Origin of the sequence: Kribbella sp. NPDC004875 (assembly GCF_042873375.1) — a bacterium.
Classification (GTDB): domain Bacteria; phylum Actinomycetota; class Actinomycetes; order Propionibacteriales; family Kribbellaceae; genus Kribbella.
Window position 1 is genome coordinate 1587454 of record NZ_JBIALI010000001.1, and the last position, 25850, is coordinate 1613303.

Annotated in this window: 22 protein-coding genes and 1 pseudogene; 10 read left to right on the forward strand and 13 right to left on the reverse strand. The window is 68.6% G+C overall.

Annotated elements, in window-relative coordinates; translation table 11 throughout:
* Positions 1–39: 39 nt before the first annotated feature.
* The gene (locus ACFYRH_RS07645) at positions 40–534 is read left to right on the forward strand and encodes a DUF1707 domain-containing protein (protein WP_387769737.1); all 495 of its coding nucleotides are present in this window, start codon (positions 40–42) and stop codon (positions 532–534) included.
* Here ACFYRH_RS07645 and ACFYRH_RS07650 read toward each other — a convergent pair.
* Entirely contained in the window at positions 523–1494 is a 972-nt protein-coding gene (locus tag ACFYRH_RS07650) for a LacI family DNA-binding transcriptional regulator (protein WP_387769740.1), read from the reverse strand. The two genes, ACFYRH_RS07645 and ACFYRH_RS07650, sit on opposite strands and share 12 nt — an antisense overlap.
* A gap of 199 nt (positions 1495–1693) precedes the next feature.
* Here ACFYRH_RS07650 and ACFYRH_RS07655 point away from each other — a divergent pair, with 199 nt between their 5' ends.
* Complete coding sequence (locus ACFYRH_RS07655) at positions 1694–4105, forward strand: beta-L-arabinofuranosidase domain-containing protein (protein ID WP_387769743.1); 2412 nt, start codon at positions 1694–1696, stop codon at positions 4103–4105.
* Here ACFYRH_RS07655 and ACFYRH_RS07660 read toward each other — a convergent pair.
* Together ACFYRH_RS07660 and ACFYRH_RS07665 are read right to left on the reverse strand one after the other, a co-directional pair.
* Positions 4098–4931, reverse strand: coding sequence for a hypothetical protein (locus ACFYRH_RS07660; RefSeq protein ID WP_387769746.1), 834 nt, complete (start codon positions 4929–4931; stop codon positions 4098–4100). The two genes, ACFYRH_RS07655 and ACFYRH_RS07660, sit on opposite strands and share 8 nt — an antisense overlap.
* Positions 4918–5487 carry an RNA polymerase sigma factor gene (locus tag ACFYRH_RS07665; RefSeq protein WP_387769749.1) on the reverse strand — a complete coding sequence of 190 codons (570 nt, stop codon included), beginning with the start codon at positions 5485–5487 and terminating at the stop codon, positions 4918–4920. The genes ACFYRH_RS07660 and ACFYRH_RS07665 overlap by 14 nt, the downstream gene beginning before the upstream one ends.
* Positions 5488–5657: 170 nt before the next feature.
* On the opposite strand from ACFYRH_RS07665, the gene ACFYRH_RS07670 reads away from it, so the two are divergent.
* From ACFYRH_RS07670 to ACFYRH_RS07680, 3 genes are read left to right on the forward strand one after another with little or no spacing between them, the layout of a single operon-like run.
* The gene (locus ACFYRH_RS07670; RefSeq protein ID WP_387769752.1) at positions 5658–6419 is read left to right on the forward strand and encodes a DUF1707 domain-containing protein; all 762 of its coding nucleotides are present in this window, start codon (positions 5658–5660) and stop codon (positions 6417–6419) included.
* A gap of 9 nt (positions 6420–6428) precedes the next feature.
* Positions 6429–6977, forward strand: coding sequence for a GNAT family N-acetyltransferase (locus ACFYRH_RS07675; RefSeq protein ID WP_387769755.1), 549 nt, complete (start codon positions 6429–6431; stop codon positions 6975–6977).
* Entirely contained in the window at positions 6974–7630 is a 657-nt protein-coding gene (locus ACFYRH_RS07680) for a hypothetical protein (RefSeq protein ID WP_387769758.1), read from the forward strand. Before ACFYRH_RS07675 ends, ACFYRH_RS07680 begins: the two co-directional genes overlap by 4 nt.
* Here ACFYRH_RS07680 and ACFYRH_RS07685 read toward each other — a convergent pair.
* The 6 genes and pseudogenes from ACFYRH_RS07685 to ACFYRH_RS07710 form a co-directional block, all read right to left on the reverse strand.
* Complete coding sequence (locus ACFYRH_RS07685; protein WP_387771735.1) at positions 7609–9570, reverse strand: HPr family phosphocarrier protein; 1962 nt, start codon at positions 9568–9570, stop codon at positions 7609–7611. The two genes, ACFYRH_RS07680 and ACFYRH_RS07685, sit on opposite strands and share 22 nt — an antisense overlap.
* A 12-nt stretch (positions 9571–9582) precedes the next feature.
* Positions 9583–9993 (reverse strand): annotated as a pseudogene (dhaM, locus tag ACFYRH_RS07690) (dihydroxyacetone kinase phosphoryl donor subunit DhaM); the annotation flags it as partial.
* Positions 9990–10625 (reverse strand): dihydroxyacetone kinase subunit DhaL, encoded by a 636-nt coding sequence (gene dhaL, locus ACFYRH_RS07695; RefSeq protein WP_387771738.1) that lies wholly within the window; start codon positions 10623–10625, stop codon positions 9990–9992. The gene dhaL and the pseudogene dhaM, both read right to left, overlap by 4 nt.
* Before the next feature lie 2 nt (positions 10626–10627).
* Positions 10628–11632, reverse strand: a complete 1005-nt coding sequence (gene dhaK / locus ACFYRH_RS07700) for a dihydroxyacetone kinase subunit DhaK (RefSeq protein WP_387769761.1) — start codon at positions 11630–11632, stop codon at positions 10628–10630.
* A 45-nt stretch (positions 11633–11677) separates the two neighbouring features.
* Entirely contained in the window at positions 11678–12916 is a 1239-nt protein-coding gene (locus ACFYRH_RS07705) for an MFS transporter (RefSeq protein ID WP_387769764.1), read from the reverse strand.
* A 63-nt stretch (positions 12917–12979) separates the two neighbouring features.
* Complete coding sequence (locus ACFYRH_RS07710) at positions 12980–13540, reverse strand: RNA polymerase sigma factor (RefSeq protein WP_134110310.1); 561 nt, start codon at positions 13538–13540, stop codon at positions 12980–12982.
* 61 nt (positions 13541–13601) lie between these two features.
* On the opposite strand from ACFYRH_RS07710, the gene ACFYRH_RS07715 reads away from it, so the two are divergent.
* Positions 13602–15143 (forward strand): serine/threonine-protein kinase, encoded by a 1542-nt coding sequence (locus ACFYRH_RS07715; protein ID WP_387769768.1) that lies wholly within the window; start codon positions 13602–13604, stop codon positions 15141–15143.
* A 133-nt stretch (positions 15144–15276) separates the two neighbouring features.
* On the opposite strand, the gene ACFYRH_RS07720 is transcribed toward ACFYRH_RS07715, so the two are convergent.
* From ACFYRH_RS07720 to ACFYRH_RS07730, 3 genes are all read right to left on the reverse strand, one after another.
* A complete protein-coding gene (locus ACFYRH_RS07720) occupies positions 15277–16416 on the reverse strand; it encodes an MFS transporter (protein WP_387769771.1) in 1140 nt (379 codons plus the stop codon).
* A gap of 41 nt (positions 16417–16457) precedes the next feature.
* Positions 16458–17162 (reverse strand): hypothetical protein, encoded by a 705-nt coding sequence (locus tag ACFYRH_RS07725; protein ID WP_387769774.1) that lies wholly within the window; start codon positions 17160–17162, stop codon positions 16458–16460.
* 91 nt (positions 17163–17253) lie between these two features.
* Entirely contained in the window at positions 17254–17973 is a 720-nt protein-coding gene (locus tag ACFYRH_RS07730) for a hypothetical protein (protein ID WP_387769777.1), read from the reverse strand.
* 292 nt (positions 17974–18265) lie between these two features.
* On the opposite strand from ACFYRH_RS07730, the gene ACFYRH_RS07735 reads away from it, so the two are divergent.
* From ACFYRH_RS07735 to ACFYRH_RS07745, 3 genes are read left to right on the forward strand one after another with little or no spacing between them, the layout of a single operon-like run.
* The gene (locus ACFYRH_RS07735) at positions 18266–19555 is read left to right on the forward strand and encodes an ABC transporter substrate-binding protein (RefSeq protein WP_387769780.1); all 1290 of its coding nucleotides are present in this window, start codon (positions 18266–18268) and stop codon (positions 19553–19555) included.
* Positions 19552–20481 (forward strand): carbohydrate ABC transporter permease, encoded by a 930-nt coding sequence (locus tag ACFYRH_RS07740; protein ID WP_387769783.1) that lies wholly within the window; start codon positions 19552–19554, stop codon positions 20479–20481. The genes ACFYRH_RS07735 and ACFYRH_RS07740 overlap by 4 nt, the downstream gene beginning before the upstream one ends.
* Complete coding sequence (locus ACFYRH_RS07745) at positions 20478–21299, forward strand: carbohydrate ABC transporter permease (protein ID WP_387769786.1); 822 nt, start codon at positions 20478–20480, stop codon at positions 21297–21299. Before ACFYRH_RS07740 ends, ACFYRH_RS07745 begins: the two co-directional genes overlap by 4 nt.
* A 232-nt stretch (positions 21300–21531) precedes the next feature.
* Here the strand turns inward: ACFYRH_RS07745 and ACFYRH_RS07750 are convergent, their stop codons facing one another.
* Positions 21532–22935 carry a glycoside hydrolase family 43 protein gene (locus tag ACFYRH_RS07750; RefSeq protein ID WP_387769789.1) on the reverse strand — a complete coding sequence of 468 codons (1404 nt, stop codon included), beginning with the start codon at positions 22933–22935 and terminating at the stop codon, positions 21532–21534.
* 141 nt (positions 22936–23076) lie between these two features.
* Here ACFYRH_RS07750 and ACFYRH_RS07755 point away from each other — a divergent pair, with 141 nt between their 5' ends.
* Entirely contained in the window at positions 23077–25728 is a 2652-nt protein-coding gene (locus ACFYRH_RS07755; protein ID WP_387769791.1) for a hypothetical protein, read from the forward strand.
* Positions 25729–25850: the final 122 nt, after the last annotated feature.

Here is a 25850-nt window from a genome sequence, read left to right on the forward strand (position 1 = left end):
GGGGTCTGGCACACTCGGTGGGGAGGAGTGAGGTGAGGGATGGCGGAGCGTCGGCCGGTGAAACCGGGGGAGTTGATGGGGCTGGCGGCTGCCGCCGGGCAGGAGGCTCGGGCCGTGGCGGCGCGGCGGCGGGTGGCTCAGGTGCGGCTCACCGACGAAGAGCGGCGGATCGCGACCGACGAGCTTGCTGAGCAGTTCGCGGTCGGGCGGTTGGACGAGGGTGAGTTGCATCACCGCGTCGACCTGCTGAACGACGCGGTCACGCATGGCGATCTGCAACCGATCTTCGCAGGGCTTCCGACGCCGTCGCTGTACCGGCCGGCCGCGCGGAAGCCGGGGAAGTGGCGGTGGGCGGCGTTCGCCGGCGCGGTGTGGATGGCGGTGCCTTTCGTGCTGGTCGGGCTGCTTTTCCTGGTGTTCGGGCGGGAGATCGCGGCGGCGGTCTTCGGGTTGCCCGCGCTGGCCTGGGTGTTCTTCACGTACCGCTGGGCCTCGCGTCCGCGCCGCGACGAGCGCAGGCAGTCAGGCGCCTAGAGTCGATTCCCGCGTGATCAGCTGGGCGGGAAGCTCGAGTACGCCGTGGTGCGGGTTGCCGGCGATGGCTTCCAGCAGGAGCGTGGCGGCGCGGCGGCCGAGGTCGTCGAGGCGGAGGTCGACCGTGGTGAGTGGTGGCCGGCTGGCGAGCGCCATCACCGGCCAGTTGTCGTAGCCGGTGACCGCGATGTCGCCTGGGACCGGGCGGCCGAGCTCACGGAGGCGGTCGCAGACGCCGCGGGCGATCTGGTCGCTGCCGCAGGTGATCGCGTCCGGGTGCTCGCGCAGTGCGAGGTCGGTGGCTTGGCGGCCCCAGCGTTCGCTCCACTCGCCGAAGAGCGGGTCGGTGCAGAGCTCAGCCGCGATGGCTTGGGCGCGTTCGGCGGCAGAGCGGTGGTCAGCGGGGCCGGTGATGTGGGCAATCCGGGTGCGGCCGAGACTGCGCAGGTGGGTGATCGTCGCGGCGGCGCCGGCCGCGTCGTCGACGATCACCGAGGCGTCCGCCGGGTCGGTCGACGCGGCGAGTGCGTAGACCACCGGCAGCGGTACGTCGATCGGCGCGCGCGGCTCGGTGCGGCGACCGGTGACGACGATCCCGTCGACACCGCGGGCCACCAGTGATCGCAGATAACTCTGCTCGCGCAGCGGATCGTCGCGGGTGTCGCAGAGAACGGTCGCCAGCTCACCGGCGCTGAGTACATCCTCGACGCCGCGCATGATCGGGATGCTGAACCGGCCGGAGCTGTCGGTCGTCAACAGCGCGACGGTGTAGGTCCGGCCGGACGAGAGCGCGCGGCCGCGAGCGTCCGGGGTGAACCCCAGTTGCGCGGCGGCCCGGCGTACCCGGTCGCGGGTCTGCCGGCTGAGCTGACCGGTGTTGTTCAGGGCTTTCGAGGCGGTCCCGGCGGACACCCCGGCGAGCGCGGCGACGTCCGTGATCCGCACCGAGGGTCGTTTCATCCTGTTTCCTTCCGGGTTTCCGTCGGAGCGTAGCAGGTGGCCCCTCAGGATGCTGCTGACCTGCGCTTTGATCTTGACCGGGGCGGCTCGCAGTCCTACGTTGTCAACGACGGAAAACGTGTGCGGTATTTCCGTCAGGTGTGATGTCCGCCCCCGTCCACCGAAAGGCCCTGTCATGCCCGAACCCAGCCCACAAGGAATGCCTCGTCGTGACTTCCTCGGTGTCTCCCTCGCTGCGGCGGCTGCCGTGACCGCCCTCGATCCGGCCCACGCGGCGGCCGCGCAACCTGATGGGCCGCCTGCCGGTCGCGGCGGGCATTACGTGCCGCAACGCGCCCCACTCCGGCCCGTCCCGTTCCAGAAGCTCCCGCCCGGTGCGATCGAGGCCCGCGGTTGGCTCGCGCAACAACTCGACCTCCAGGTCCACGGCCTCTGCGGCCGGTACGACGAGATCTCGGACTTCCTGGTCTACGACACGAACGGCTGGGTCGATCCGGCACAGGGAGCGTGGGAGGAGCTGCCGTACTGGCTCCGCGGTCTCGCCGACCTCGGATACGTCACCGGTGACACCGGCGTCCTGACCCGGACGGAGCGGTGGCTGAACGGAATCCTCGCGACGCAGGCCGCCGATGGCTGGTTCGGGCCGGAGCGGCTCCGGACGTCGCTGGAGAACGGCCCGGACTTCTGGCCGGGGATGCCGCTGCTGGGCGCATTCCGGTCCTGGTACGAGTACTCCGGTGACGAGCGGATCCTCCCGTTCATGACGAAGTACCTGCAGTTCCAGAACACGCAGCCGCCGGAGGTGTTCAACCGGTCGTGGGGTGCGTTCCGCTGGGGCGACAACATCGACAGTGCGTATTGGCTCTACAACCGCACTGGTGACCAGTGGCTGCTCGACCTCGTGACGAAGATGCACAACGGGTCGGCGGACTACGTCAACGGCATTCCCACCTGGCACAACGTGAACATCGCACAGGGGTTCCGTGAACCGCTGCAGTACTGGCTGCTGTCCGGCGACGCGCAGCACCGCGAGGCGACGTACCGGAACTATGCGACGGTGCTGGGGATGTACGGCCAGGTCCCCGGTGGCGGGTGGGCCGGGGACGAGAACTCGCGCCCTGGACTCACCGATCCGCGGCAGGGATTCGAGACGTGCGGAATCGTCGAGCTGATGCACAGCTGCGAGCTGCTGACCCGCTTCACCGGCGACGTCGCCTGGACGGACCGGTGCGAGGAGCTGGCGTTCAACTCGCTGCCGGCGTCGTACGACGCGCAGCAGAAGGTCATGCACTACATCACCTGTCCGAACAGCCCGCAGCTCGACGACCAGCGCAAGCACGGGCAGTTCGAGAACCCGTTCGCCATGCAGGCCTACAAGTACGGCGTCCACCAGTACCGGTGCTGTCCGCACAACTACGGCATGGGCTGGCCGTACTACGTCCAGGAGCTCTTCCTGGCGACCACCGACAACGGCCTGGCCGCATCGATGTACGCCGCCAGCAAGGTGACCGCGACGGTCGGCCCAGGTGCTGGTGAGACGGTCACCGTGGTGCAGGACACGGAGTACCCGTTCTCCGACACGATCACGTTCACTGTGTCGACGCAGCGACCGGTCCGGTTCCCCTTCTATCTAAGGCGTCCCGGCTGGACTCGTGACGTCTCGGTGAAGGTCAACGGTGAGCCGGTGCGCGTCAGCGGCGACTGGCTCGAGCTGGACCGCACCTGGCACTCCGGCGACCGTGTCGAGCTGACGTTGCCGATGCGCACGACCACTCGGGTCTGGAGCGACAACCACGACTCGGTGTCGGTCGACCGCGGTCCGCTGACCTACTCGCTGAAGATCGACGAGCGGTACGAGCAGATCGGCGGCACGGAGGACTGGCCGGAGCTGTCCGTCTACCCGGAGTCCGCCTGGAACTACGGGCTCGTCGCAGGTGCCGGATTCGATCTCGTGGAGCGCGAAGCGGGCGAGAATCCCTTTACTACAACCGGTGTGCCGCTGGCGCTCACCACGCAGGCGCAGCGGATCCCGCAGTGGGAGCTGGACACCGAGGACGTGATCGGCATGCTGCAGGCCAGTCCTGCGCGTTCGGACGAGCAGGTAGAGACGGTGACGCTGATCCCGATGGGTGCTGCTCGGCTGCGGATCACGTCGTTCCCGCGGGTATCTGCCGACGGCAAGGAGTGGAGCTACCGCACCAGGTACACCGCCTCCCATGTGAACGACGGTGACTCACTGGAGGCTCCGGACTGGGGACGGGTGCCGAAGGCCTCCAACGACACGTCGATCCCACGCTTCACCTGGTGGGATCACAGGGGTACGACGGAGTGGATCGAGTACGACCTGCGCTCGGTCCACGAGTTGTCCGAGGCATCGGCGTACTGGTTCGACGACACGGGCTCCGGTCAGTGCCGGGTGCCGGAGTCGTGGCGGGTGCTGTGGCTCGACGGAGAGACGTGGCGGCCGGTCGAGAACACCACGCCGTACGACGTGGCGGTCGACCAACTGAACACCACTACGTTCACACCGGTGCGGACGCAGCGCGTCCGAGTAGAGGCTGCGCTGCGTCCGACGTACTCCGGGGGCCTGTTGCAGTTGAAGTTCAGCTAGCCGGCTTCGGGCCGACGGAGAGGGAGATCTCGCCCTCTCCGTACGCCGTGGCGTCGTGGACGTACCAGTTGTCCGGAGCGGAGTTCTTCGGCTTGTTGTCCGCGGCGCCGTCGGTGACGTAGTCCACCGTGCGGATGCCCCGGTCAGCGAGCAGCGGGCGGATCTGGGCGACGGTCAGGTTCTTCACCGTCACTCCGGCCAGCACCTCGCCCTTGTCGGTCGCTGACGAGGAGGTGTGCCAGTACATCTCGCCCTTCTTCGCCGCGCGACCGAACTGGATCTCCGTCGTGCCGCTGTAGTTCTTCGGCAGCTCGACGCCCTCCTGGCAGCCGGGGTCCGAGGCGTTCAGCGTCCCGTTGCACAGCTCACCCGGCTGCACCATGCGGAGCTGTCTCATGTCCTCGTCGTTGCGGCCGCTGTAGCTGATCATCTTGCCGACCCACGGCGGGCTGACCGCGACACTCTTGACTGTCACGTCCAATCCCATCTTCTTGAACTCGGCGTTGTACCGCTTCGGGTCCGCGTTCGGGTCGACCACGCGGACGATCAGGTTGTTGCCGTGCTGGGTGAAGGACAGCGCCTCCGGCTGGTCCTGGTTCGGACGGCTGACGAACGCCCCGGCGACCACTCCGCCGATCAGCAGCGTGCAGGCGGCGGCCAGCACCAGGCGGCGCGGCGACCGACGCGGGGCGAGCGCCACGACCTCGGCGTCGCTCTGCGCGGTGACGGCGTCGGACAGCTCGGCCCACGCGGCGTCGGTGACCTGGTCGGTACTGCGCAGCGGGTCGAGGCCGCGGACGGCCGCGTCGATGTCATGCGTCTTCATGGGAGACCTCTTCGTTCCGGGCGACCACGGCGCGGTTCGCGATCGGGGCAGTGAGCAACTTGGCGAACCGCTTGCGGGCGCGGTGCAGCCGGATCCGTACGGCGTTGCGGGAGATGCCGAGCACGGTGGCTATCTGGTCGGTGTCCAGCTCCTCCCACGCGACCAGCGACAACAGTTCGCGGTCCTGCTCGGGCAGGGTGCGAAAGGCGCGAGCTGCCGGGGAGTCGTCCAGCGACGGCTCGTCCGGAGCGTCGGTCAGCTCACTGCGCAGCTTCGTCGCCAGTGCGTGCCGTCGGCCCTCACCTCTGCGGTGATTGGCCAGCACCCGCCGCGCCACGCCGTACAGCCAGGGTCTGGTCTGCGGAGCGAGCGGTACGTCGTCCAGCCGGCGCCACGCCACCAGGAACGTGTCGGCGAGCAGGTCGGCGGCGTCGTGGCCGCTGTCGGTCCGGCGGCGCAGGTAGCCGAGTACGGCGTCCCGATGCGTCGCGAAGACCTCCTCGAACCGCTCCCGGCGCACATCTGGTGGTGAGTCGTGCACGACTCCCTCACTCACCGGCCCACTCCGAGCCTCGATCGGTATCAGCGTCATACCCGGTAGATGTCCAGCAGCCCGTTGGTCCATTTCACCGCGTCCAGGTTGCAGCTTCCTGCACCGTTGCGTGTGGGTTCGATGACCGCCCGTACCTGCGACAATCGGGCGGGGCAAAGTCGAGGGGGGAACCTGTGACTGACAACAACCCGGTGCTGGAGCAGATGCTCCTCCACCACCTGCAGTTCGCGCCGTTGACCCGGGCGGAGCTGGTGCGGCGTACCAAGTCGACCGACCACGAGGTCCAGGCGACGCTGGACGAGCTGGTGTGTGGGACCTTCGTCGTACGGCGTCCGCAGCAGGGGCTGCCGGCGGAGTACGAGCTGACGCCCGCCGGCGCGGGCCGGTTGAAGATCGTCAAGGAGCTGTTCGAGTCGCCGTTCGCGGCCCTCGGCAAGACGATCACCGGCGCCGTCATCGAGACCAAACGCAACAGACGTCCCGCGGGGGAGCGGCCCAGGCAGTCATCGCCGGCGGCGTTCAGGTCGGTGGTCCGGGACAGGTTGCTGCTGAGCGACGCCGATCGGTCGCTGTGCTCGACCGCCCTCGGCGAACAGTTCGGCCTCGGCCGGATCGACAAAGCGGAGCTGGACCGCCGCACGGACCTGCTGTACGCCGCGAAGACCCGCGGTGACCTGTCCGCGGTGTTCGACGGGCTGCCGCGCCCGGTCCTCGACAAGCCGCCCGCAGTCCTGCACGGCGTACCGAAATGGCGCAAGGTCGTCTTCCAGATCGCGTTCTGGCTCTCGGTGCCGTTCCTGTTCATGGGCTTCGCACTGGCTGTCACTCACCACGATCTGGGCGACTTCGTCGTCGGGGTGATCCTGCTGGCGGGCGGTGCCGCCTGGGACTACTTCGCCTGGTCCTGGGCTACCAGGGGACGCCGGTCCAGCTAGCCTGTGTTCGTGGAGGCTGTGTTGCGGTTGGCGGTGGCGGCGGATGGTCCTGCGGTGGCCGAGTTGGCTCGCGCGTCTGTGCTGCAGCAGTTCCCGGCGTACTACGACGGCGCGCAGACTGCCAGCGCGGCCGAGCACATCACCACGCTGGACATGGCGCTGATCGACGACGGCACCTACTACGTGCACGAGGCGGGTGGCGAGATCGTCGCCGCGGGCGGCTGGAGCCGTCGGAACAAGCTGTTCAACGCGAGTACGGCGGGAGCCGACGAACGGCTCCTGGACCCGGCGACCGAGCCGGCACGCATCCGTGCGATGTTCGTCCGCGCGGACTGGACCCGGCGTGGTCTCGGCCGGGCGATCCTGACCGCGTGTACGGAGGCCGCGAGGGCAGAGGGGTTCACGCGACTGGCGCTGATGTCGACCCTGCCCGGCGTACCGCTCTACAAGGCCTTCGGCTTCGCCGAGGTTGAGTCCGCCGACCTACCCATGCCGGACGGCGTCGTACTCGCCGGCGTGGCCATGGAACGACCGATCGAGCTGGAGGAGCACGCATGACCGCAGGTACCACCGCCACCGCCCCCGATGGCACCGAGGTCGTCCTGGGGGAGATCGGCACTCGCGTGCTGCTGAAGAACTCCCGCGTCCGGGTCTGGGAGGTCTCATTGCGGCCCGGCGAGGCCCAGGGCTGGCACCTGCACCACAACCCGTACGTCGTCCTGTGCCTGTCCACCTCGCCCTGCCACATGGACTGGCTGGACGGCAGCCCTGCGCGGCACTTGAGCGAGACCGTCGGCGGCTCGGTCTACCGCCCGGTGTCCCCGGTCCACATGCTCACGAACGACGGCGACGCGCTGTACCTGAACAGGCTGATCGAGGTGCTCGACCTGGGCGAGGAGGCCTCCGGCGACCCGTTCTTCAGGGTGACGGGTGTCCCGGCCGAGTCCGGCTTCGAGCAGGCCGGTGAGATCCCCACCAAGGTGGTTGTCGACGAGGACGACGTACGTGTGCAGCACGTCACCCCGGACGCCGGTGAGTCCTACACCTGGCACACCGGCACCTACCCCGCCCTGGTCGTCGACCTGGACCTAGACCACCCCGACGTGACGTATCTGGAGCCCGGCGAGACCTACGCGCTTCCCGCCAAGCCGGAGCGCACCTCTGGCTTCAACCTGGTCGAGCTGCGCTACTACACCAAGCCGCGCACCTGATCCGCGTCCCGAGCCGCCAGCACCGCGGCGACGTCGACCTGGCTGAGGTCGGCCTGCCGTAGACGGGCCTTGACCAGCGGCACCTGCGGACCGACAGCACTCAGCTCCGTCACACCAAGAGCAGCAAGCAGTACGGCGGACTGCGGGTCGCTGGCCAGGTCACCGCAGACAGCGACCCGCACACCCGCGGTACGAACGACGTGGTCGATCAGCTGCAGCACAGCGGGGTCCAGACCGTCCGCCAGTGCTGCGACCGCAGTGTTGGTGCGGTCCGCGGCGGTGGTGTACTGCGTCAGGTCGTTCGTGCCGATGCTGACGAAGTCGAGGTCCTTGGCGAGCGTGCCGACCCGCAACGCGGCGGCCGGGACCTCGACCATGATGCCGGCCTCGAGACCGTCGCGCGGGCCGAGCTCGTCCAGCGCCCAGGCGACTTCCGCGGCGTTCGTGACCATCGGGAACATCACGTGCACCGGCGTCTCGGCCGCTGTACGACGGATCGCTTCGAGCTGGTCGCGGAGCAGCTCCGGGCGGCGCCGGAACACGCGGAGGCCGCGCTCGCCGAGAAACGGGTTCGCTTCCTTCGCCTGGGGGAGGAACGGGAGCGGCTTGTCGCCGCCGATGTCCCAGGTGCGGATGGTGATCGGCTTGTTGCCCAGCGCCTGGGCGACCGCGAGGAACGCCTCGACCTGCTCGTCGACGGACGGAGCCGTCCTGCGGTCCCCGAACAGCACCTCGGTGCGCACGAGACCAGACCCGTCCGCGCCACGCGCGTCCACGGCGTCCTGGACCGCACCGACGTTCACCAGTACGTCGATCGTCCTGCCGTCCCGAGTCGTCGCCGGCTCCTCGGCGGCCTCGACTGCCAGCCGCCGCTCGTCCTTCCGCTCGGCGATCGTCGCGCGGACGGCCGCCTCGTCCGGCGCCACCTGGAAGGAGCCCGCCCGCGCGTCGAACGCGACCGTCACACCCGCCGGAACCTCGACGTCCCCGATCCCGGTGATCAACGGAATCCCCCGCGACCGCGCCACGATCACCCCATGCCCGGTCGTCCCCGCCGCCCGGACAGCGATCCCCGCGATCTCGGTCGCATCCAAGGTCGCCGCCGTCGCCGCATCCAACTCCGCGACCACGAGAATCCCGGGCGCGCCACCACCGGCCGCCCCGCCCGCCGCGCCGCCGCCCGCCGCTCCCGTCAGGCTCGCCTCGCCCGGCTCGGGTGCGTTGTCTTCGGTCGGTGCGACGAGGGCACGCAGTACCCGGTCGCGGACTGCTCGGACGTCCTGTGCGCGCTCACGCTGGTACGGGTCGTCGAGTTGTTCGAAGGTCTCGGCGAGCCGGTCGTAGGACTGCTTCCACGCGACCGGTGCCGCCGTCCCGCCGGAGATCGCCGCGCGGACCTCGTCGAGCAGCTGACGATCAGTCAACAGCGCAAGGTGCGCCTCGAAGATCCCGCCGTGCTCAGGGCTGCCGTCCCGCAGCTCCCGTAGCTCACCACTCGCGGTCTCGAGCGCCTCGTCGAGCCGCCCCGACTCGTTGTCCCCGGCAACATATCTACCGAGATCGACCTCCGCGCCAACAGGTACGGCGGGTCCGATCGCCACATCCAGCCCGGACCCACCAGGCGCCGGCGCGGCCTTCTGCGGCGGCTCGTCACCGAAGTTCTCACCAGCGAGCTTCTCGATCGCCGCCAGCACCTCATCAGCCTGCGCACCACTGGCCCCGACGCGAACGCGATGGCCCTGCTGAGCATTGAGCGTCGCGACCATGCTCAGACTGCCCGCGTCCACCGGCCCACGGCCGGTATCCAGATCGGTCAGCGTGACCGCGGCGTCGTACCCGTTGACCAGACCGACCAGGCGAGCCGCAGGCCGCGCATGCAGTCCGTGCTCGTTGCCCACCACCACGTCCACGGTGCGATCAGCCTCGGCCAGCGTGCCCACCGACTCCGGCGCCGAGTCGCCCAGGTGATCCTGCTTCCCGGCCAGACCACGTTCCGCCTCGGCGACCACGGCATCGAGCCCGGCCCCCGTGGACGCCGTGACGACGGCCGCAACCAGCCCCTCGACCAATGGCGCGCTGGTCAGCCGCACCCGTTCGGTCAGCTCCGGATCCACGAACTCCAGGGCCATCTCCGCGCTGAGGATCGCCGAGCCGAGGTCGAGCAGCACCAGTACGCCGTCCGGGCTGTCCGCGGCCGTGATCGCCTCGGACACCGCCATCGCGTCGGTCCCGAACGTGGTCGCGTCCAGCCCGGCGGCCACCGCGATCACCGGGCGCTTGTCCTCGGCAACCATCTCGGCGGCGAGCCCGACCGCCGCATCAGCCAGCGCGCGGCTGTGCGACACCACCACGATCCCGATCATGGCAGGGTACGGGCCGCGGACTCCAAGATCAGCGTGGTACTCGTCGCGCCGGGATCCTGGTGCCCGGCGCTGCGCTCACCGAGGTAACTCGCCCGGCCCTTCCGCGCCACCATCGGGATCGTCTCGTCCCGGCCGATCGCGGAAGCGTCCGCTGCCGCGGTCAGCGCCGCGGCGAGCCCCGCGCCGCCCGCGACCGCTGCGTCGTACGCGTCCAGCGCCGGCGCCCAGGCGTCGTACATGGTCTTGTCGCCGCGCTCGGGCTTGCCGCGGGCCAGGACGCCCTCGACACCGGCGTGCAGCGCCTTCCCGACCGCCTCGGCGGTGATCGGGGTGACGCCGGCCAGCGCGGTCCCGAAGCGCAGGAAGAACGTGCCGTACAACGGCCCGCTCGCCCCGCCGACCTTGCTGACCAGCGTCATACCGGACTTCCTCAGCAACTCGTCCGGGGAGTCGAACGGCGTCTCGTCCAGTACCGTGACGATCGCCTGGAACCCACGGTCCATGTTCGCGCCGTGGTCCGCGTCCCCGATCGCCGAGTCGAGCTCGGTCAGGTACGCCGCGTTCTCGTGCAGCACGCTCGCGCAGTCCCGCAGCCAGTTGCTGAAGTTGTCGATAGTGACTTCTTCGCCCATGCTCACGCGCCCCAGCGTAGGCCGGGGGTGTTGACCGGGGCGTCCCAGAGGCGTACCAGTTCGTCGTCGGCCTTCAGGAGGGTGACCGAGCAGCCGGCCATCTCCAGTGAGGTGATGTAGTTGCCGACCAGCGATCGGGCCACGGTGATGCCGGCCCGGTCGAGCAGCTGGGCGACCTCGTTGTACATCAGGTAGAGCTCGATCAGCGGCGTACCGCCCATGCCGTTCACGAAGGCGATCACCGAATCGCCTTGCCGGTAGGGCAGATCGGACACCACCGGGTCGACCAGCATGGCGGCGATCTCGCGCGCGGGCGCCAGAGGCAACCGCTGCCGGCCGGGCTCGCCGTGGATGCCGATGCCGACCTCCATCTCGTTCTCGGCCAGGTCGAACGTCGGCTTGCCCGCCGCCGGGACGGTGCACGACGTGAGTGCCATCCCCATGCTGCGGCCGTTGTCGTTGACCTTCTTCGCGAGGTCCGCGACCTCCTGCAGCGGGCGGCCCTCCTCGGCGGCCGCGCCGACCACCTTCTCCAGCAGGACCGTGACGCCGACACCGCGGCGGCCGGCCGTGTACAGGCTGTCCTGGACCGCGACGTCGTCGTTGGTCACCACCGACAGCACTTCGGTACCGGCGTCGGCGGCGGCCAGTTCGGCGGCCATCTCGAAGTTCATCACGTCGCCGGTGTAGTTCTTCACGATGTGCAGGACGCCGGCGCCCGAGTCGACCGCCTTGGTCGCGGCCATCATCTGGTCCGGCACCGGGGAGGTGAACACCTCACCCGCGCAGGCCGCGTCCAGCATGCCCATCCCGACGAACCCACCATGCATCGGCTCGTGTCCCGACCCCCCACCGGAGATCAGTCCTACCTTGCCCGGCCTCGGGGCGTCCTTGCGGTACACGATCCGGTTCTCCAGATCCACCCGCAACCGATCCGGATGCGCTGCTGCCATCCCCCGCAGCGCCTCACTCACGACATCACCAGGGTCGTTGATCAGCTTCTTCATACACCCCATCTGAGCACAGACCAGACCGGAACGGGAGTCCCTTCCTCAGGCGGTCGCGACCGCCTGGACCTCGGACAGCAGCGGAATCGCCCGGATCGATCGGCTGACGGTGAGCGCGACGGCGCAGAGGGCGAGCAGCGCACCGAAGAACAGCAACGTCGCCCGCGCTCCGGCAGCGGTGAGTAAGACACCGGCCAGCAACGGAGCCAGCGGGTTCGTGCTGGTCGCCAGGAAGCCGATGGCGCTCTGCGCCCGCCCCTGGAAGCTGTCCGGGGTGATCAGCATCTGGTAGCCGAACAGACCCGAGTTGAATGCGGGGAGCAACAGCAGCGCGGTGAACAGCAGCACGATCAGTACGGCGGGCTGCCGCGTGAACCCGGTCGCGGTGAAGGTGATCGCCGTGATCCAGCTGCTGGTGATCGCGAGCCGTCCGGTCCCGAAACGCTCGAGCAGCTTGGGGGCGATGATCGAGCCGACGATGCCGCCGACACCCATTCCGGTCTCGAGCAGACCGATGATCGAGGCCGGCGTGCCGGCCCGCTGGAGGTCCAGGACCAGGACCAGGAGCGTGCCGAGCGCGGCGAAGTTGATCCCGGTCGCGACCAGCGCAATGGTCAGCAGCGCCGGCTGCCGGACCAGCCAGGCCAAGCCGGACCGGATGGACCGGAGCATCGGTTCGTGGGTGTCCCCGTCCGGCTCCGCGGCCCGCAGCGGCTTCCGGATCGTTGCGAGCAGCACGGTCATGACGAAGTACGAGACCGCGTCGACGGCGACCGGGACGACGCGGCCGATCGAGAACAGCAGACCGCCGAGCGGCGCGCCGCCGAGGCCGGCGAGGAACTGCCGGCCCTGGTTCGCGGACAGTGCCGTGCCGAGGTCGTCGGGATCGACGATCTGCCGCAGCGCCCCGCTCTGGGCCGGTGCGAAGCAGGCGTAGCCGAGGCCGCCGCAGAAACTGACCAGGATCAGGTGCAGGACCGTCAAGTGGCCGGCCCATCCCGCGACCGCGACCGAGCCGTAGAGGATCGCCCCGCCGAGGCTGTAGCCGACCATGATCGTGCGGCGGCTGATCCGGTCCGCGAGCGCGCCGCCGGGCAGCGCCATCAGGGTCCCGCCGAGCGCGTACGCCGTACCGACGAGGCCCGCCTTGGCCGGGGATCCGGTGATGGACATCGCGATCAGGACGAAGACGAACGAGCTCATCGCCGAGCCGAAGCCGCTGACCGTCTGACCGATCAGCAGCTTGAGATAGTCACCGTTGTGCAGGAGCCCCCGAGCCGACATAGCCCGGAGGCTATGGCGTCATCAGGCCGATGAGCAGGCCTGATCCATTGCAGGTTGATGCAATTAGTCCTTGGGGCGGAGCAGCGGGCGGACGACCTCGCGGGCGTCGTGGATCCGGGATTTCACGGTTCCCAAGGGCGCGCCGACCTCGGCCGCGATCTCCTCGTACGACAGGCCGTAGACGTCCCGGAGGACCAGCGGGGTGACCATCTGGGGACGGTCGCGCTCCAGCGTCTCCAGAGCCTCGAGGAGGTCCAGGCGGGTACCGGCGATCACGCTGGTGGTGCGCGGGTCCGGCTTCTCCATCTGCTCCGGGTTGTGCGCGGCCTGAGCGGAGCGCTTGAGCTTGCGGTACGTCGACCGCGCGGAGTTCGCCGCGACCGAGTGCACCCAGGTGGAGAAGCTGCTGCGGCCGGAGTACGTGTTGATCTTGGTGGCGATGTTCAGGAGCGCCTCCTGGGCCGCGTCCTCCGCGTCGGCGGAGTACGGCAGGACGCTGCGGCAGATCCGCAGGACGCGCGGATACACCTGCCTCAGCAGGTCGTCCATCGCGTTCTTGTCACCCGCCTGCGCCTGCTCCGCGAGGGTGGCAAGATCGTCGGTCGGGCTGGTGCTCTCGCTCATCTGCGCCTTTGCTCTCGATCGGCCCCGGAGAGGGACACTCCAATGACCCATAATGCCCTGTATGGGGGTCCCAACCAGACTCGGTCGGTACGTCGTGCGCCGACGCCTGGGCTCAGGCGGTTTCGCTACGGTATGGCTCGCTCACGATGAGCAACTGGACGCCGAGGTGGCGATCAAGGTGCTCGCCGACAACTGGGGGCACGACGACTCGGTTCGGCGGCGGTTCCTCGAAGAGGGCCGGTTCCTGCGCCGCGTCGAGTCCGAGCATGTCGTCCAGGTGCACGACGTCGGTGAACTGGAGGACGGGCGTCCGTTCCTGGTCCTCACGTACGCCGACCGCGGCACCCTGGCCGACCGGCTGAAGCAGAAGCCGCTGCCGCTCGCCGAGGCGGTCGACGTGGTCGTCCAGGTCGGTCGCGGCCTGCAGGCGCTGCACCGGCGCGGGCTGCTGCACCGGGACGTCAAGCCGGCCAACGTGCTGTTCCGCAGCACCGACGACGGCGAGCGCGCGGTGCTGTCCGACCTGGGGCTCGGCAAGTCGCTCGACGAGATCTCCCGCATCACGATGCCCGGCGGCACCCCGTCGTACGTCGCTCCGGAGCAGGCGCTCGGTGAGCGGCTGGACCAGCGCGCCGACCAGTACTCGCTGGGCGCCGTCGCGTACGCCGCTCTGACCGGGCGCTCACCGCACCAGGTCGACGGTCTGGGCGCGGCGAGCCGGGTGAAGGTGGCACCGCCGCCGAGCTCGCTCGGGTTCGAGCTGCCGGAGCAGGTCGACGCGGCGATCGTCCGCGCGCTGGACCCGGACCGGGACAAGCGCTGGCCGGACGTGCAGACGTTCACCCGCCAGCTGGTCGGCGGGCTCGACGAGACCACGCACGACTTCCCGATCCAGATCCGTGAGGCGGCAGCCGTTGCCTCGGAGGCCGACGATCTGGACGAGCAGACCGCGCTCAGCGACGAGAACCAGCCGACGGTGGTGAAGACCGCTGCGCCGTCAGAGGCCGCTGCCGCCGAGGCGGAGACCGTTGCTGTCGAGGCTGACCCGAAGTCCGAAGTACCTGCTGCTCCAGTCACGCCGAAGAAGCGGCGGGGGCGGTGGGTGGTGGCTGCCTTGCTGGCGCTGGTGGTCGGCGGCGGGGCCGGGTATGCCGGGCACTGGTACCTGTCAGGTCGCGAGGCGATCGAGGTCTCGCAGGGGCGCTTCTCGGTGCGGATGCCGCGCGCGTGGGCGCAGTCGAAGGCGCAGACCAACTGGCAGGCACCGGGCGATACGGAACAGGCGCCGGCGTTCCGCGTCAGCAAGGATGTCAACTGGTCGGAGCGGTCGCCGGGGGTCTTCGTCGGGGTGGCGGGCTCGAAGCTGGCGTTGCCGGACAGCAAGCAGTTCGGCTGCAAAGAGGGAGATCCCTTCCCTGGCAGCGTCAACGGCCGAACGGCGACGAGCCGGTTGTCCACCAACTGTGCGGGGACGGATATGGTGCTGTTCGAACGGGTCGTCGATCACGGGGACGGCGGCTCGCTGCTCGTCCAGGTGATCGTGCCCGGGGCCGACGTCGATCGGGCCACGGAGATCGCCGATTCGGTGAATTACTCCGACTGAGGATGTCCCCAATGCGTTTTCCGACCGAACGGTTTCGGCCGTCGCCGGCGCTGATGCAGTCCGCACGACGCAGGTTCTACCGGCTGCGTTCGACGATCTTCCGCACCATCTGGCCCGTCGACTGACGGTTCAGTTATTCAACGGTCATCCACGTGATGGCCAGCGCCACTGTCCACAGGCCCGCGCCCAGCCACGCCAGCGTGTGCAGTCCGCTGACGAAATCGGGGGAGTGGCCCACGATCGCGCCGTACACGCCGATGCCCAGCGCACCGACGGCCTGGCGAGCGGTGTTGTTGACCCCGCTGGCGAAACCGGCCCGCTCCGACGGGAGCGCTGCGATCGCGGCGTGCACGACTGCAGCGGTCAGGAAGCCCATGCCGAGGCCTAGGCCGAGTTGCACCGGTACGACGGCTGCGTAGCCGCTGGAGTCGTTGATACCCAGCAGGAAGGCCGATCCGATGACGCCGAAGACCAGTCCGATCGACATGGGGAGACGCGGGCCGTAGCGGGCGGTGATGCGGCCGGATACCGGTCCTAATACAGCCAATGGCAGAAAGAGCGAGATGAGCTCCAGTCCGGCCCGGAACGGCTTCTGGGACAGGTGTTCCTGCAGATAGAGCGTCAGCACGAGGACAGTGCCGAGGCCGACGAAGTTCATCAGTCCGGCGACCAGGTTGGCGCCCACGAAGTCCGCACCGATCCGCAGCCTTGGGCTGGTGTGCTGGTGGCCTTTGCGCTTCGGCACGAGTCTCCAGGCCAGTGGAAGCGCGACGGCGATGATCGGGAGGTTGACGAGGAACACTGCGCGCCAGCCGAAGCCGCTGACCAGTGCGCCGCCCAACAGCGGGCCGGACGGCAGCGCCAGAGCTCCGGCGCCGGACCAGATGCCGACGGCACGAGCCCTTGCCGCGCTGTCGGCGTACAGGTCGGTGATGACGGCAAGAGTGCCTGGCAGTAGCAGCGCGGCGCCGATGCCCTGAACAGCACGTGCGGCAATGAGTAGCCCGACTGTGGGCGCGATGCCGCATGCCAGTGAGGCGCCGCCGAAGACTGCCAGCCCAGCGAGGACTACGCGTCGGTGGCCGATCCGGTCGCCCAATGCGCCGCACACCAGCAGCAGACCGGCCAGAGTGATTATGTACGCCGCCACAACCCACTGCTGCCCGCTCAGACTGGTCGCCAGATCGACGCGGATCGTTGGCAACGCCACGTTGACCACCGTCACGTCCAACTGGATCAGGAAGATGCCGACACACAGCAACGCGAGGAGCATGCTTACCAAGTTCCCACTTGGACAGTTCGGGCTACGTCGAACTAGATCGCCGAGTCGTCCCGCGTCGCCGACTCCGCGGCGTGGTCCAGGATGTCCTCCAAGGCCTCGCGGTCCTGAGGCAGCCCGGTGACGCCGATCTCGAAGGTGCACAAGCCGTCCGGATTCGCCACCCAGCGGACGATCACGTAGCGGCGCGACTCTTCCGGCACGTAGGTGTAGACGAGCGTGGCCTCCTTCGTGTCCGGATCCACGGTCGTCGACTTGATCGAGAGCATCTGGCCGGCCGGAACCGACCGCAGGGCGACAAGCCGCGCTTCCATCGAGGCGGCAGGTGCGCGCCGGATGGTGAAGCCGGCCTCCATCCGGATCCAGCGCTTCCCGGTGGGATCGGTGTAGCGGCCGGTCTTCGGCGGATCCGGCTGGGTGAAGCTCCACGTGCTCGGCACCCGGACGTGCACGGTCGAGTGCACGACGCTGGTCACCCCGAAAACCCGCGTCTTGTACTCGAGATCGTTGACATCCAGGGCTTTGCTCTTGTCCTCGACCACTGTCTTCGGCGGCGGTGTGGGAGCCGTCGGCGTGGTCGGCGTGCTGGGGGAGGAGGTGGTCGGCAGTGGGGCCGCGGTGCCGGCGACGCTGGGTTCACCGGTGAAGAACAGGCCGACGCCGTACCCACCGGCGCCACCGACCCCGGCCAGGGTCAGCAGCCCGGCGCCCAGAAACGCCCGCCGCGAAACGCTCCGCACGACACCCCCACCTCCACAGCTCTCGTACTGAAGACCCCTGAGCCCCCTCTCAGGTTGCACTACACAGGTAACGATTCTGTGAAACAGCCGCTCAGCTCACCTCGTGGACGGAGGTGGTGGCGTGCTGGAGGACTTCGGCGAGGCCGTCGGCGTCCTGGGGGAGACCGGTGATGCTCATTTCCACGGTGGCGAGGGGGTTGTCGTTCATCGCGATCCAGCGGACGATCACGTAGCGGACGGTCTCGCCGGGGATGAACGTGTAGATCAGGGTGGAGACGGTGCGGGGCTGGCCGTCGTCGCCGAGGATCTGTTCGTTGTCGGTTTCGCTGAGAATGCGGACGTCGTTCTCGGGCGCCTGGGACTTCTTCAGGTCGATGACGAGCTGGGCGCGGTGGTCGGCGGGGGTCATGCTCGCCGGCTGGTCGGACTCCACACGGACGCCGCGCTCGCGCAGTTTGTCGAGGAACTTGACCTCGCCGGGGGCCTTCGGGTCCCGGGTCAGGCGCCAGCCCTGCGGAATGTCCACGGCCAGCTGGACCGGCGAGAAGTCCTTCGGGTCGACCGTGAAGGTACGCCGGGCATACTCCAGCCCGGTCTCGAGCGGTTCCAGGTTGTTCGGCACCGGTGTCTTGACCGGGAGTGGTGACTCCGAAGGGGTCTCGGACGGCGACGGCGTGACCTCACCGAGCGGACCCGCGGTGCCCTCGGCGGTGGGCTCGGGCGTGTCCAGGCGGTCGCCGGTGTAGTAGCCGCCGCCGACGCCGAGCGCGAGGGCCAGCAGCAGGAGGCCGGCCAGGAGGACTCGTTTCACCGGTGCACCGGTCCACGTGCGGACGTGACGGCACCGCCGGGCAGCGGTACGAGGTACGGCGTACCGGCCGGACGAGGGCAGGCGGTCACGGGCACGGCGCCATCTTCTCAGGCGACCCAGGTCGGGGCCCAAAACCCCGGCGGACGGCTTTTCACACCGCCGGGGACTGAATCCTTTCAACGAGGTCTTGACACCCTCCCGGGCCGTACGTAGCGTCCCGCGTGACGAAAGTAACACGATCCTGCGATTACTTCACATCCTCGGCCGATATCTCGGCGTTCAGGGAGGCACCATGGCACTCGATCGGTCCGTCAGCCGCAGGCGGCTCCTGCAGCTGCTCGGCGGCGCCACCGTCACGGCCGCCGCGTCCGGCACGCTGGCCGCCTGCGGTGGAGGCGGCGGTTCGTCGTCCTCCGGCGGCACGCTGAAGGTGATCGGCGTCGGCGACCAGGAGGCCGGCCTGCGGAAGGTGCTCGACGCCTACAAGTCGTCGCACTCGGGTTTCGACTTCAACCTCTCGTTCGCACCGGCCGACCAGGTGCAGACCGCGCTCCGGACGCAGCTCGGTGGCGGCAATGCGCCCGATGTCCACGTGGTCTACCCCGGCAACGGCAGTGCGATGTCGATGGCTCAGCTGAGCAAGGCCGGCCTGCTCACCGACCTGAGCAGCCAGTCCTGGACGCAGAAGGTCCCGAGCGGGTTCAAGGGCGCCTTCCAGAACGAGGGCAAGACGTACATCTTCTCGCCGGGCTCCAGCATGCTCGGCGCGATCTACAACAAGAAAGCCTTCGCGACCGCCGGCGTCCAGCCGCCGGCCACCTGGTCGGAGTTGCTGACCGTCTGCGACAAGCTGAAGAAGAAGGGCATCGTCCCGATCGCGCTCGGCGCCCAGACCCCGTGGATCACCCAGCTGATCAACTACGCGCTGGTCCCCGGCACGGTCTACGCCAAGACCCCGGACTTCGACGACAAGATGGCCGCGGGTACGGCGTCCTTCGCGGACTCCGGGTGGGCCGACGCGATGACGAAGTACCTCGAACTGCAGAAGCGCGGGTTCTTCAACGACAACCCGAACGGGACGACGTACGAGCAGGCGACCTCGATGGTCGCGACCGGGAAGGCCGCGATGGCGGTCCAGGTGTCCGCGGTGCTGTCCGCGTTCCGGGCCGCGGCGAGCTCGCCGGACGACCTGTCGATGTTCCCGTTCCCGGCCACGGACGTCGTCGCGGACAACTGGATCCCGGCGGGCGTGGTGGTCGGCATAGCGGTCAGCGCGAAGAGCAAGAAGGCCGACCAGGCGAAGGCGTTCCTCGACTACTGCGGTCAGCAGGAGAACCTGAACACCTGGGCCGAGGCGGTGTCCTGCGTCCCGCTGTACGGCGACGCGAAGGTCGACCCCGCGCTGACGTCGTTCCTCCCGTCCCTGAAGGCGAACAAGGCGGTCCCGTTCATGGACCAGCGCTGGCCGAACGCCGAAGTACAGCCGACCCACTTCGCCGTCGTCCAGCAGTTGCTCGGCGGCAAGACCACGGTGCCGGACGCCCTGAAGAAGATGGACGAGGCGTATCGGAAGGGCGCATGACGGCTTCGGTGGTCGCGGTCCGGGCGGACAGCGCGAAACGGTCCCGGCGGCGCGGTGGGATCGTGCCGCCGTGGTGGTTCGCGGTGCCGGCGATTCTCGTCTACGCGGTGGTGGTGCTGTATCCGAGTATCGCCGGGGCGGGTTCGGCGTTCACCGACTGGTCGGGGATCGGGAACGCGAAGTCGTTCGTCGGGGTCGACAACTTCAAGCAGTTGGTGCACGACGACCAGGCACTCGGGGCGCTGCGGAACACATTGCTGCTGACTGTCGCGATCGTGGTCGTGCAGAACGCGCTCGGGTTGCTGCTCGCACTCGGCGTACACACGGGGATCAAGAGCCGGATGGCGTTGCGGCTGGTGTTCTTCGCGCCGGTCGTGGTGAGTCCGGTGATGGTGTCGTTCCTGTGGAAGTTCGTCTACAACCCGGCGCCGGACGCGGGACTGAACGCGGCGCTGGGCGCGGTCGGACTCGGCTCGTTGCGGCAGGACTGGCTGGGGAATCCGTCGATCGCGTTGTGGTCGGTCGCGTTCACGGTGATCTGGCAGTGCGCGGGGTACTCGATGGTGATCTTCCTGGCCGGTCTCGAAGGCGTGCCGGCGGAGCTGCACGAGTCCGCGATGGTCGACGGTGCCGGGGCGCTGGCGCGGTTCCGGCACATCACCTGGCCGTTGCTCGCGCCCGCGGTGACGATCAACGTGATGCTGTCGACGGTGGGCGGGCTGACGTTGTTCACCCAGATCATCGCGATGACGAACGGCGGACCGGGGTACGCGACCGACACGTTGTCGACGGTGCTCTACAAGCAGGCGTTCGTCTACGGGAAGTTCGGCTACAGTACGGCGGTCGCGCTCGTGCTCGCGCTGTTCGTCGCGGCGGTGTCGTTCCTGCAGATCGGGTACCTGAGGTCGAGGGAGACGACGGCATGAGATACCGCCCGCGGACGTTCGTGCTCGAATTGGTGATGATCGCGGTCGCGGTCGGGTTCCTGTTCCCGGTGTATGTCCTGGTGACGCTGGCGTTCAAGGACCCGCAGCAGGTCGCGAACCGGCCGCTGTCGTTGCCGTCGCCGCCGAGTGTGTCGAGCTTCGGCGAGGCGTGGCGCTCGGCCGGTCTCGGATCGGCGTTGCTGAACAGCACGCTGATCACCGTCGCGAGCGTGCTGCTGCTGATCGCGCTCGGGTCGCTGGCCGCGTACTTCCTGGCCCGGACGGTGACGCGGCTGAGCTACAGCCTGTACATCCTGTTCCTGGTCGGGATCATCCTGCCGTTCCAGTTGGGGATGATCCCGCTCTACCAGCTGGTCGACCATCTGGGACTGCTCGGGACGTACCAGGGCATGATCCTCTTCTACACCGGGATCCAGCTGCCGTTCACGGTCTTCCTGTACACCGGCTTCATCCGCTCGCTCCCCGCGGACTACACGAACGCGGCGCTGATCGACGGCGCGTCCCACCTGCAGGCCTTCGCCCACGTGATCTTCCCGCTGCTCCGGCCGATCACCGGGACGGTGCTGATCCTGAACGCCGTACAGATCTGGAACGACTTCTTCACGCCGTTGCTGTACCTCGGCGGCTCCGGCCACGAGACCGTCCCGGTCCGCGTGTTCGCCTTCGTCAACCAGTACACCTCCAACTACGGCCTCGTAGCAGCAGGCCTGATCCTCGCAGCCCTTCCCATCCTCCTCCTCTTCCTCATCCTCCAGCGCTACGTAATCCGAGGCTTCGCCTCCGGCCTCAAGGGCTGAGCCAAAGCCGTGACAAGACGTTGAGGTCTTCCCCAGCCAGGCACCCCGGCCAGGCATTCGAGCGGTTCACCTCTGAGGTTGTCCGTGAGCAGTTGGTATGCCGCGTGGGAACGGACCATTTCTGAGGTGAACCACTAAAACGGCGCCACGACGGCGCGTGCAGAGCCGGCTGGGGTCATGGCTGGCAGGGACGGCAAGGGGCCTGACAACCCGAAGGTTTTTTGGCGCGGCACTAGTAGACCTCGATGCGGTCCAGGCTGATGACCGTGCTGCTCGAGGCGGGGTTCTTGTCGCCGGTTACTCGCACTCGCAGGGTGTGGGGGCCGGCGGTGAGGGTCGGGGTGATGTACATCAGGTGTTCGCCGACGCGGATGGAGCTGTAGTAATCGATGCGTTGTTCGGGGCCGCCGTCGAGGGAGATGGCGGCGATGCCGTTGCCGGTGTCGGCGACGCTGAGGAGGGCGGCGCGGGTGCCGGTGAACTGGATCGTGGCGGTCGCGCCGGTCTCGCCGCTCCAGTGGTCGTTGCCCCAGAAGCACTGGTTGCCGCAGCCGGACCCGGAGCTCCAGTTGCCGGTGTAGGTGACCGTGCTGTCGGTGTCGTTGATCCAGTAGTTCGACGAACCGGGGTCACCCGACGGCAGGTTCTGGGTCGCGCCGGCGGCGAGCGGCCGGCCGAGGTTCGGCGTACCGTCGGCGTTCCAGGTGATCTTCTGGACGCGGGTGGTACGGAACGAGTACGTGTACGTGCTGGTGTTCTTCCCGTGGTACGCGATCCAGTCCTCGGTGCCGTCCGGCGACTTGAAGAACGAGTGGTGGCCGGGGCCCCACACGCCGGTGTCGTCGTTGCGGGAGAAGATCGGTCCGGCGTGCTGCACCCAGTTGGACGCGACCATCGGGTCCGCGCCGTTCGCGATGCTCTTCATCCACAGCTGGTAGTCCGGTTTCCCGGTGTCGCAGGTGGAGTAGGTGAGGAACGTACGCGTCGCGCCGTACAGCGGGGTCGGGCCCTCGCGGACCTCCGTGCAGCCGCCGTCCGCCGGGATGGCGACCCGGTCGCCGACCGACGTCCACGGGTTGCTCATCTTCACGATGTAGAGCTGCGCCGGTCCGCCCTGGCCGCGGCCCGGGCCGGTCCAGACGAAGTACTGCTGGCCGTTGACCGTGATCGGCTCACCGTCGATCGCGTACTCGCCGAAGTCCGCGATCTTCGCCTTGAAGCTGTACGGGCCGAGCGGGTCGTCACCGGCCGACTCGAGCACGTACATCCGGTGGTTGGCGTCCACGCCGTCGGAGGCCGTGTAGTAGATGTACCAACGGTTCCCGACGTGCCGGAACGCCGGCGCCCACATCTGGGTGTTGCGCGAGGTGTCCGAATCCCGCCAGACGACCTGCTCCGGCTGCACGAGCAACGTGGCAAGACTCGGCGACGACCAGATCCCGATCCGGTCGCCGCGCGTGGTCGCGACGTAGTACTTGCCGTTGTAGAACATCAGCGACGGATCCGCGGACGGGTTCACCGGGTTCCGGAACGTCTGGGAGGCCAAGGCGCTCTCCTGCTTCTCGACGGCTGGGGCGGTTGGCGCCAGTACGCCGATGAGCAGTACGGCGACCAGGGTGGCACGGATGAACCTCATGACACACCTCTCGAAACCTGGGGGGCGGACCGGTCTCGCCTTCGGTTGTACCGTCCGTTTGCCATCGTTGTAAACCCTTCGCCCGCACCGGATCGGACAGACCCTGGCTGCTTGATCCCCGGGACCGGGCATCATAGGGCGATGCTCGGGGAATCGGACGGCACCAAGGGCGACGCCACGATCGAGCAGATCGGCCGGCGCCGGACCTTCACCAACACACTCCAGCTCGCCGTCGTCCTCGCGATCGTCCAGGTGCCGATGCGCGCCGCGGTCCACCAGGCGGCCGGTTCGGCCTTCGGCTGTGAAGTGCCCGGCCGGCTCTCGATCCTCGTCGACGCGACGTTCGTGATGGCCTACGTGTACGCCGCGTTCCGCGCGTACAAGTACGTCAGGTTCCTCAACCGCCAGTCCTGGCAGCGGATCGCGGCCATCGGGTTCTGGGTCGTGCTCACAGCGGCCGTGCTCGACGTCGCCGAGAATCTCGTGCTGTGGAGCGACTTCGGCTCCGCCCCCTGCGCTGATCTCGAGGCGGGCTGGATCACCTGGCTGATGCGCGCGGTCTTCCTGGCCGGCGCGCTGATCCTCGCCGCCTGTCTGCTCGCGACGAGCCGCCTCGGCCAGCGCAGGTGGTACGGCGTGGCGCCCGTTCCGCCCGCGACGTTCCGCCGTGCGAAACGCGACCACCGGGATGCGGGCCGCCTCGTCATCACCTGCTCCGGCGGCGGCATCCGCTCGGCGTCGTTCTGCCTCGGCGCGTTGCAGCTCCTGCGCGAGCGCGGCCTGTACGACAAGGCGTCGACCGTGATCGGTGTCAGCGGCGGCGGCTACATGGCCGCGGCCTTCCACGTACTGCGTCGTACCTGCGCGGACCCGTTCTCGCCGGGATCGCCGGAGCTGGCGCGGTTGCGCCGCCAGACCCGCTACCTGTTGTCGGGTGGCCGGGCGATGTTCCGCGCGGCTCTGTCGGTGCTGTTCGGGCTGGTCGTGAATCTGCTGCTGATCGGCATCATGCTGCGTGCGATCGCGTGGGTGCTCGGCTGGTTCCTCGCCGACCAGCAGGTCGTCGTCTCGCGGAACTCCGAGATCCACGTCGACTGGCGGCCGAACGACTCCTGGTTCTTCGTCGGCCTGTCAGTGGCGCTGCTCGCGGTCAGCGCCCTGATGTTCGTGATCGAGAAGGTCTGGGACCGCTGGGCCCGGATGCCCGACATCGTTCGCTCGATCCTCACCACGATCGGCAACGTCACCCTCCGGTACGGCGTACCGGTCGTGGTCCTGCTGCTCGGTGTGCCGGGAGGTCTTTACCTGTTGGGGCAGATCCCCGGTGACTCCGCGGATCAGCCGAGTCTGCCGTCGGCGCTCTTGGCGTTGGTTGACCCAACGAAACAGGGTGTGGCCTCGTTCAGCGCTCTGGTCGTCGTCCTGATCGGGCTCGGCAAGTCGGTGTGGAACGGGTTGATGGTCGAGGGGAAGGCCGCGACCGGGATGCGCGCGAAACTGCTGGTGTTCGCCCGGACCAAGCTCGCGCCGTGGGCCGGCAGCGCGATCATCGTGGTCGCCGCGGTCATCGTGCTGCTGCGCTGGACGGGCGGGTACGCGACCGACACGACGTACCAGGAGGACTGGAACGTGGCGCTGGTGCTGGCCGCGATCGCCGTCGCGATCAAGGTGCTCACCGACGCGAACCGGACCTCGCTGCACTCCTTCTACCGGGAGCGGCTGTCGCGCGCGTTCCTGGTGACGCGGAAGGACAACGGCGCGGCGGTCGCGCTCGACTATCACCTGCGCCTGCGGTACTCGGACTGGGCGAACCCCGTCGACGGCGGTCCGCAGCTCGTCATCGCCGGCGTCGCGAACGTTGACGACCCGGACTTCGTGCCGACGCAGCGGGGCTGCGTGCCGTTCGTGTTCGACGCTCACCAGATCGGCATCGTCGGGGACCGGTCGCTGCCGGACGGCGGGCAGCGCGAGACGGCGGACTACGAGCGCGAGGCCGACGTACTGAAGCGTGAGGTGACGGTGCCGGCCGCGATGGCGATCAGCGGCGCCGCGCTCAGTCCGCTGACCGGGCGGGCGAACAGCCGGACCCGGCCGGTGCGGCTGCTGCTCGCCGTACTGAACGCGCGGCTGGGCGTCTGGCTGCCGAACCCCTACTGGAACAACCGCAGCGGCCCGGCGTTCCCGGAGCGCCACGGTTTCTTCCCGAAGGTACGGCGGTACGTCGGCAGCGTGATCGACAAGCCAGGCCCCTACCGCCTGCTGCACGAGGCGGTCGGGTCACCGTCGATGTACGAGCGCCGGATCTACGTGACCGACGGTGGTCACTACGACAACCTCGGTCTGGTCGAGGCACTCCGCCGCAAGCCGGCGCAGGTGATCGTCATCGACGCCTCGAACGACGTGGAGGACCGCTTCACCGCGCTCGCCGAGGCGACCGCGACGGCCCGGATGGACCACGGCATCGAGATCGACATCGACCCGTCGCCGATGGTCCGCGGCAGCAAGCCGCGTGCGGACCGGGCCTGGGCCTACGGCCTCGCCACCCACCCGCTGGAGGACGGCGAGGAGAAGCCGTACAAGACCGAGATCTTCTTCGTGAAGGCCGTGATGGCCGGCCATCTCGACTGGGACGTCGAGCAGTACTCCGTCGAGCACGCCGACTTCCCGCGGCGCACGACCGGCGACCAGTTCTACGACGAGTGGGACTTCGAGGCTTACCGCTCGCTCGGCTTCGCGCTCGCCGAGTCGCTCACCGATCACCATCGGGTCAGAGCGCGTCTCGACGACCTGTAACGCTGGGTATCCACAGAACTACCTGTGGATAAAGCGTAGGTTCCGTGGATATGCGGGTGATTGCTGTGGACAACTGCCCGAAATCTGTGGATAAGGCAACAAGTGCGGGTGCCGATGCACAT